The sequence below is a fragment of the Embleya scabrispora DSM 41855 genome, assembly GCF_000372745.1.
In the GTDB taxonomy this organism is placed as follows: domain Bacteria; phylum Actinomycetota; class Actinomycetes; order Streptomycetales; family Streptomycetaceae; genus Embleya; species Embleya scabrispora.
Genome location: NZ_KB889683.1, coordinates 94,488 through 101,068 on the forward strand (window position 1 = coordinate 94,488; position 6,581 = coordinate 101,068).

The 6,581-nt window shown below is 68.9% G+C and carries 5 protein-coding genes; all 5 read right to left on the reverse strand.

Features of this window, described 5'->3' with window-relative positions:
* Positions 1-6 precede the first annotated feature (6 nt).
* Positions 7-966, reverse strand: coding sequence for a carbohydrate ABC transporter permease (locus tag A3IC_RS0130950; protein ID WP_079026787.1), 960 nt, complete (start codon positions 964-966; stop codon positions 7-9).
* A gap of 2 nt (positions 967-968) precedes the next feature.
* A complete protein-coding gene (locus A3IC_RS0130955; RefSeq protein ID WP_020553965.1) occupies positions 969-1,874 on the reverse strand; it encodes a carbohydrate ABC transporter permease in 906 nt (301 codons plus the stop codon).
* A gap of 93 nt (positions 1,875-1,967) precedes the next feature.
* The gene (locus A3IC_RS0130960; protein ID WP_020553966.1) at positions 1,968-3,227 is read right to left on the reverse strand and encodes an ABC transporter substrate-binding protein; all 1,260 of its coding nucleotides are present in this window, start codon (positions 3,225-3,227) and stop codon (positions 1,968-1,970) included.
* A 138-nt stretch (positions 3,228-3,365) separates the two neighbouring features.
* Positions 3,366-4,658 carry a Gfo/Idh/MocA family protein gene (locus A3IC_RS0130965; protein WP_020553967.1) on the reverse strand — a complete coding sequence of 431 codons (1,293 nt, stop codon included), beginning with the start codon at positions 4,656-4,658 and terminating at the stop codon, positions 3,366-3,368.
* Between the two features lie 83 nt (positions 4,659-4,741).
* Entirely contained in the window at positions 4,742-6,544 is a 1,803-nt protein-coding gene (locus tag A3IC_RS0130970) for a hypothetical protein (protein WP_052173891.1), read from the reverse strand.
* Between the last annotated feature and the right edge of the window lie 37 nt (positions 6,545-6,581).

Genomic DNA, 6,581 nt, shown 5'->3' on the forward strand with positions numbered 1-6,581 from the left:
GCGTGATCAGCCCTTGATTCCGGTTGCCGCCACGCCTTCGGTGACGTAGCGCTGGCCCACGAGGTAGGCCATGAAGATGGGAACGAACGCGACCACGGAGCCCGCCAGGACCACGTTCAGCGGCACGTTCTGTTGTTGCAGGGAGGCGATGCCGACGGTCAGCGTGCGCATGTCGGTGCTCTGGCCGACGATCAACGGCCACAGGAAGTCGTTCCAGTGCCACAGGAAGACGAACGTGCCCAGGGTGGCCATGATCGGCTTGATCAGCGGCAGTACGATCCGGACGAAGATCTGGAACTCCGAGGCACCGTCGATCTTGGCCGCCTCGAACAGCTCGTCCGGGAGTCCCTGGATGAACTGCCGCATCAGGAACACCGCTTGCGCGTTGGCCAGCGACGGCAGGATCAGACCCCAGTAGGTGTCGACGCCGTTCATCTTCGCGATCAGGACGAACGTCGGGATCATCGTCACGTGGTACGGGACCATGACCATCGACAGGAACGACCAGAACATCGCCTCGCGGCCGGGAAAGCGCTTCTTGGCGAACGCGTAGCCGGCCAGCGCGGAGAGCAGCAGCGTGCCGAGCACGCCGACGATCGAGTAGATGAGCGTGTTGATCAACCACTGGGGGACGTCCTGCGAACCGAGGACGTCGCTGTAGGCGCTGGTGGTCAGGTTCCACGGCAGCAGGCTGCCCGGGAACTCGACCGCGCCGGAGGGCTTCAGGGACAGCACGACCATCGCGTAGAACGGGAAGATCGTGGCCAGTGCGACCACCCCGAGCAGCACGCCGCGCAGCACCTTGCCGCGCCGGGTGCCGCGCAGGGCGTACGGCACGGTGTCCTGTTCGCGGCCCGCGCGCCGGCGGTCCCGGCGCAACCTCAGGCGCGAGCGCGCGGGTTCGTCCTCGGTCGCCACGATCGGCGGCGGCGTGATCTCGGTGACCTCGTGGGTATCGAGGGACATGGTCACTTCTCCTTCCCGATCACCAGGCGCTGGATGATCGCGACGATGAGCGTCAGCACGAACAGGGCCAGGCCGATCGCGCTGGCGTAGCCGAGATCGAAGTACTTGAAGCCGGCGTCGTAGAGCTGGAACACCAGCGTGTAACTGGCGTTCGCCGGGCCGCCGCCGGTCATCACGTACACCGCGTCGAAGACCTGGAAGCTGGCGGTGGTCTCGATCACGGCGAGGAAGAACAGCGCGGGTTTCAGGCTCGGCGCGATGATGTGACGGAAGCGCTGCCAGGGGCCGGCGCCGTCGGTGAGCGCGGCCTCCTCCAGCTCGCGCGGCACGTTCTGGAGACTGGCCAGCAGGATCAGCATGCCGTAGCCGAACCGCGACCAGATGCCCACGATCGCCAGTGCGGGCACCACGAACACGTCGTCGGCCAGCCAGGATCCGGTGTGTCCACCGACCAGACTCATCACCGTGGACCACGGGCCGTCGGTGGAGAAGATCCAGATGAACACGGTGGAGGCGAGCACCAGGCTGGTGACCACCGGGAGGAAGAAGATCGAACGGAACAACTTCGAACCGCGGAACGCGCGCCGGGTCAGCAGGGCCAGCCCGAGCGCGGCGATGATCGTGCCGGGCACGGTGATCACCGTGTAGAGCACGGTCACCTTGAGCGAGGACCAGAAGACCGGGTCGTCCCACAGCCGGGTGAAGTTGTCCAGGCCGGTGAACTTCGGCGAGTCCATCAGCGAGTAGTCGGTGAAGCCGAGCAGCACGCCGGCGATGCTGGGGCCGAATCGGAACAGCACGAACAGCACGAAGGCGGGCAGGACGAACAGCAGCCCGATTCGGGCCTCGCGGCGGGCGTGCGGCCCGCGTCGGCGGAGCCTGCGGGGTTGTTCCGCGACTGCGGCCACGGGGACCTCCTTGGGCTGAAGAGCGGATGGCGGGACGGGAAGGGGTGGGAGGGGATGGGCGGCCCGGACGGGGGCCGGGCCGCCCGGTCGGGGTCAGCGCGCGAGCAGCGCGTTCGCCGCCTTGGCCGCGTCGTTGAGCGCGTCCTTGGGGCTCTTGTTGCCGATCAGCGCGGCCTGGATCTCCGGTGCGAGCACGCCCATCACGTCGCGCGACTTCTCCTTGAGCGGGCCGGCGCTCATCACGTCGAGCGTCTTGGCCACCTCGGCCTGGAGCGCGTTGCCGGGGTAGGGGTCGGCGGCCGAGGTGCGGGCCGGGAAGTAGCCGTTGGACTTGACCAGCGCGAGGCTGTTCTCCGGCTTGGCGACGAAGGAGATCCACTTGCCCGCGGCGTCCTTGTTGGCGCCCTTGAGCATCGCGAACGAGCCGACCGTCCCGTAGCCCGCGGACTTGACGTCCTTGAGCGGCGGCATCACGACGGCGTTCTCCTTGCCCCAGAACTTCTCCACGTCCGCCGGGGTGTTCTGCCAGGTGCAGGCGACCTTGCCCTTGGCCACCGGGGTCTGCTCCAGCTTGGGCGTGGTGGTGACCTGGTCCTTGTCGGTGTAGCCCTTGTCCACCAGCGTCCTGAGGTAGCTCAGCGCCTTGACGCCGGCCTCGGAGTTGAACGCGACCGACTTGCCGTCGGCGGCGAACACCTCACCGCCCGCCTGCCACAACATCGGATACCAGGTCAGGTTCAGCGTCTGCTGGGTGTCGCCGCTGTAGCTGGTCGCCTGGTAACCCTTGTCCTTGAGCCTGGGCGCCAGGTTGAGCAGGTCGTCCCAGGTGCTCGGGTAGGTGCTCTCGCCGATCGCGGCGAACACCCGCTTGTCGCAGATCAGCGGGTTGGCGCTCATCAGCAGCGGAGTGGCCATCGGCTTGCCGTCCACGCTCACCGAATCCAGCGCGGCCTTGCGGTAGTCCGCCTTGTCGGCGGCCGGCATGTACTCGTCCGCGGGCACCAGGCTGCGCTGGTACTTGGGCAGCTGGTCCGGCACCAGATAGACCACGTCCGGGCCCTTGTTCGCCGCGATCGCGGTGGCCAGCGCGGTGTCGCGGTTGGCCCACGGGTAGGTCTCGACCTTGACCTTGTAGCCCGGGTTGGCCTTGGCGAAGGCGTCGGTGAGGCCGGCCCAGTACTCCTTGTTCTTCGCCTCGTCGGCGATCACCGGGTACATCCAGGTGGTGATCGTCTTGCCGCCCGAGCCGGGCCCGGAGGAGCCGCCGCACGCGGCCAGGCCCACGGTGAGGGCGGTGGCGAGTGCCGGGAGGGCGATCGCGCGGACGGTACGCGGACGGATGTTTCTTCTCATGAGGGTCGTGTCTCCTGACAGCGGGGTTCGACGGGGTGTCAGTTCAGGGGCCGAGGTGGTGGACCGGTCGCTCGCCCACCGCTCGCAGGCGGCGATCGTGGGACGGCGCGAGCGGCCGGTCCGGCTCGGGGGGCGTCGCTAACTCGCGGGTACGACCTCGGTGTTGCCGCCGTGTCGGGAGCGTTCGACGGCAAAGGCGGCGAGGTGACTGCCGAGCGAGTCGGCGCCGTTGGAGCGGATGTGGGCCCGGTCGCCGGTGGCCAGCGCGGTGACGAAGGCGTCCATCAGCGCGGTGTCGCCGCCACCGTGTCCGTCCGCCGCGTTCGATCCGGAGGTACCCGCGTCGAGGGTGACCACCTTGTCGTCGGCGAAGGTGTGCACGGTGACCTTCTCGCCGTCGCCGCGCAGCCAGCCGTGGCTGCCGAAGATCCGCACCTGACGGTGCGTCTGCTCGGTGAACGCGGTCATCGTGAAGGTCGCGGTGATCCCACCCGACAGCTGCATCGCCACCACCTGGTGGTCCACGACGTCGTTGTCGCAGTGGTAGACGCAGCGACCGTAAGGACCTTCGCGCAGCGCCCGGACCAACTCGTCTTGGTCCTGCGGTCCGTGCGCGGCGTCGGTGACGTGATTGATCGGCCACGCGTCGCCGGTCTTGCGCAGTGCCGGGAAGTAGAGCTTGGGACCGGAGTACGGACAGTCGGCTTCGACCGCGCAGTCCAGGCAGTTGCGGGCCGAGCCGGCCGGCGCGTTCTCCGGCTTGAAGTGCGCGAGACCGCCGAAGCCGGCCACCGTCTCGATCCGGGCACCGGTGACGTAGCCGATCCAGTCCAGGTCGTGCGAGGACTTGGCCAGGATCATCGGCGAGGAGTCCGCCTCGCGGCTCCACGGGCCGCGCACGTAGGAGTGGGCGTAGTGCCACCAGCCGACCGGCTCCAGCAGATCCAGGCTGACGATCGAGCCGAGCACGCCGGAGTCCAGGACGCCCTTCACCAGGTCGGTGTAGGGGGTGTAGCGCAGCACGTGGCACACCGCGAACGGAACGCCGGTCTCGGCGACCCCCTCGATGATCCGCCGGCAGTCCGCCTCGGTGGCGGCCATCGGCTTCTCGGTGAGGATCGCGTAGCCGGCCCGGGCCAGTGCCAGGATCGGCTCGACGTGCTCGCGGTCCTGGGTGGCCACGATCACCGCGTCCGCGATCCGCTCCCGGAGCAGCGGACGCCAATCCTCGAACTGCACGCTCGCCCCGGACGCTTGCCGGGCGGAGGCGCGCGGGTCGGCCACCGCGACCAGTTCGGCGCGGTCGGGGTGGCGATGGATCCAATCGGTGTAGGTCAAACCTCGGTTGCCCGCTCCGACGAGCGCGATCCGTACGGGTCGGTCGGTACCGGCCGGTCGGCCGGAGTTCGTGGTCAAACTGGGGGCGGTCATGGTGCTTCCCGTGGTGCGAGGGAGTTGCGGATACGAGGGTGGCGGCCGCGCGCGAGCGCTGCCGGCCCGAGGGTGACGGCGACTCAGATCAGCTGGTTGCCGGCGGTGTGCGCGACGCGCGGACCCTCGTCGGGCAGCGCGGTGCGCGTGACGCCGTCCTCGACGCAGCCGCTGTGCAGCAGCGCGCCGGCTCCGCCGAAGGCCGCGCCGGTCAGTTCGAGCCGGCCGCCGGTGAACGTGCTGCCCGCCGCGCGGTAGCGGTTGGACCCGTCGGTGATCAGGACGTGTGCGGTGGCCGCGTCGGCCGCGGTGGACACACAGCCGTCGAGCTGCCAGGAGACCGTGCGGGCGCCGCCGGTGCGCGAAAGCAGCGCGCGGGCCGCGTTGGTGCCGCCGAGTCGAGTGCGCGACAGTGCCACACTCTGGTCACCGGTGCCGGCGAACCGCAGCCCGGTGTCCCGCAGTTCGCCGCCGGCCACGGTCAGCGCGGCGCCGGTCACCGTGGTCGGCGCGGCGGTCGGGGCGCCCACGAGGGTGCAGTCGGTCAGCACGAGCCGGCCGGCGTTCTTCAGGCTCGCGTTGTCCAGGCCCTTGAGGGTGACCCGGTGCAGGTGCAGTTCGCCGCTCACGTTGGCCTGGGTGATCTCGGCGTCCTTGCCGAGGGTGAACGTCGAGTCGGCGATCACATTGGCGCGCTGCGAGCGGTTGGACGCCTGCGACACGATCAGCGGTCCGGACGCGGTGCAACCGCGGATCTGCACGCCGTCGGCGTTGACCCACAACATCCCGGAACCGGCCAGCGCCGGCTTGCCGATCACCTGCATGTCCTCCAGGGTCAGATCGGTGATCTTGACCCGGGCCACGAACCACGAGCACACGTGCTTGCGCACGGTGATGCGCTTGGCCACCGAACCCCACGCGGCACCGGAGTTGGCGAAGGTCATCAGACCCGAGTTGCCGGTGTAGACGAGGTCGTGCTCGAACTGACCGTGCGTCACGAACGGGCCCTGGTCGTCGCCGTCGCCGTGACAGTTGGTCACGTAGCAGTAGGCCGAGGCGGTCAGGTCGTTGAGGTGCCGGCTGTTCGCGACGTGGCAGTCCTCGACGTGCCCGTACAGGCAGTAGATCTGCTGGGTGAGGTAGCCGGCGCCGCCCCACGTGACACTGGCCGGGTTCTTCAGCGTGCACGCGCGGGTGCGGTAGTGGGTGCACCATCGACGCATCACCACCGGCCAGAACGTGCCGACCGCGTCCACGTGTTCGACGTCGCAGTGGATCGTGTACTCGTAGGCGATCGGGTGCGAACCGGTGTACTGGTCGCCGTCCTGGATGCCCTGGAAGACCATGTTGCGCACGTGTGCGCGGTCCACCGGCTCGATCCGGGTCCAGGTGAAGGTACGGCCGGCGGCGAGGTCCCAGCCGATCTTGTAGCCGACCCGGATGTGCGTCGCGTCGACGAGCTGGGTGATCTCGACCAGACGCTGCACCTCCTGCTCGTACTTGCCCTTGCCCGGCTCCGGGTCGATGGTGACCGCCCACCAGTCGCCGACCTTGAAGGCCGCGCTGTCCGGCACCTCGAAGACGTCGGCCAGGTCGGGCATCGGCTGGGACAGCTTGGCCTTGACCACCGTGTCGGTGACCTTGCCCTTGAAGTACAGGACGGCGCCGAAGGGGTTGTCGTGGGTGTTCTTCTCGATGCCGGTGGTGCGGACGGTGTGTCCGCCGAAGTCGAGCACGATCCGGGAGCGGCCGAAGGTGTGCCGTTTGACGAACAGCAGGTCGCTGTGCGCTTCGACGCGGTGGACGTACGGGTCGTTGACCATCGCGTCCAGCGCGGCGTCGGCGGGGACCTTGTCGTCCAGGATGCCGAACCGGCGGAAGTCCATCACCCCGTCGTGCACCTGGATCCAGCGACCCTCGCGC